Origin of the sequence: Sutterella massiliensis (assembly GCF_016899755.1) — a bacterium.
GTDB lineage: Bacteria > Pseudomonadota > Gammaproteobacteria > Burkholderiales > Burkholderiaceae_F > Sutterella > Sutterella massiliensis.
In genome coordinates this window covers 1-336 of sequence record NZ_JACJJC010000357.1, presented here as the reverse complement: position 1 = coordinate 336, position 336 = coordinate 1, and the positions used below count along the sequence as shown (strand labels likewise).

Genomic DNA, 336 nt, shown 5'->3' with positions numbered 1-336 from the left:
CGCCCGATCGGCTCGATCGTGCGCGACGTTTGAAATGCAGCTGAACGCTTTCATTTCCTTCCGAATTTTTAAAGAACTTAACGAAGCACTCCCCTCTGAGAGAGAAGCGCCGTACGAAAGAATGCGTTTTCGTACTCTTTCGTACGGCGGCTCCGTGACCGGTGTGGTGGGTCTGGATGGATTCGAACCATCGACCCCCGCCTTATCAAGACGGTGCTCTAACCGACTGAGCTACAGACCCAATCCCGTTCAATTCATTCAACCAACCGATAAGCGTGAACGCCGTCAGTATTTGCGAGCTTCTTCAGAGCTCTCTTTGTCTCTTTAAAGGAGGTG

The 336-nt window shown here is 51.5% G+C and carries 1 tRNA gene; it reads right to left on the bottom strand.

Annotated features, from left to right (window positions below):
* Positions 1-164: 164 nt before the first annotated feature.
* Positions 165-241: transfer RNA gene (locus H6A60_RS12900), tRNA-Ile, on the bottom strand.
* Between the last annotated feature and the right edge of the window lie 95 nt (positions 242-336).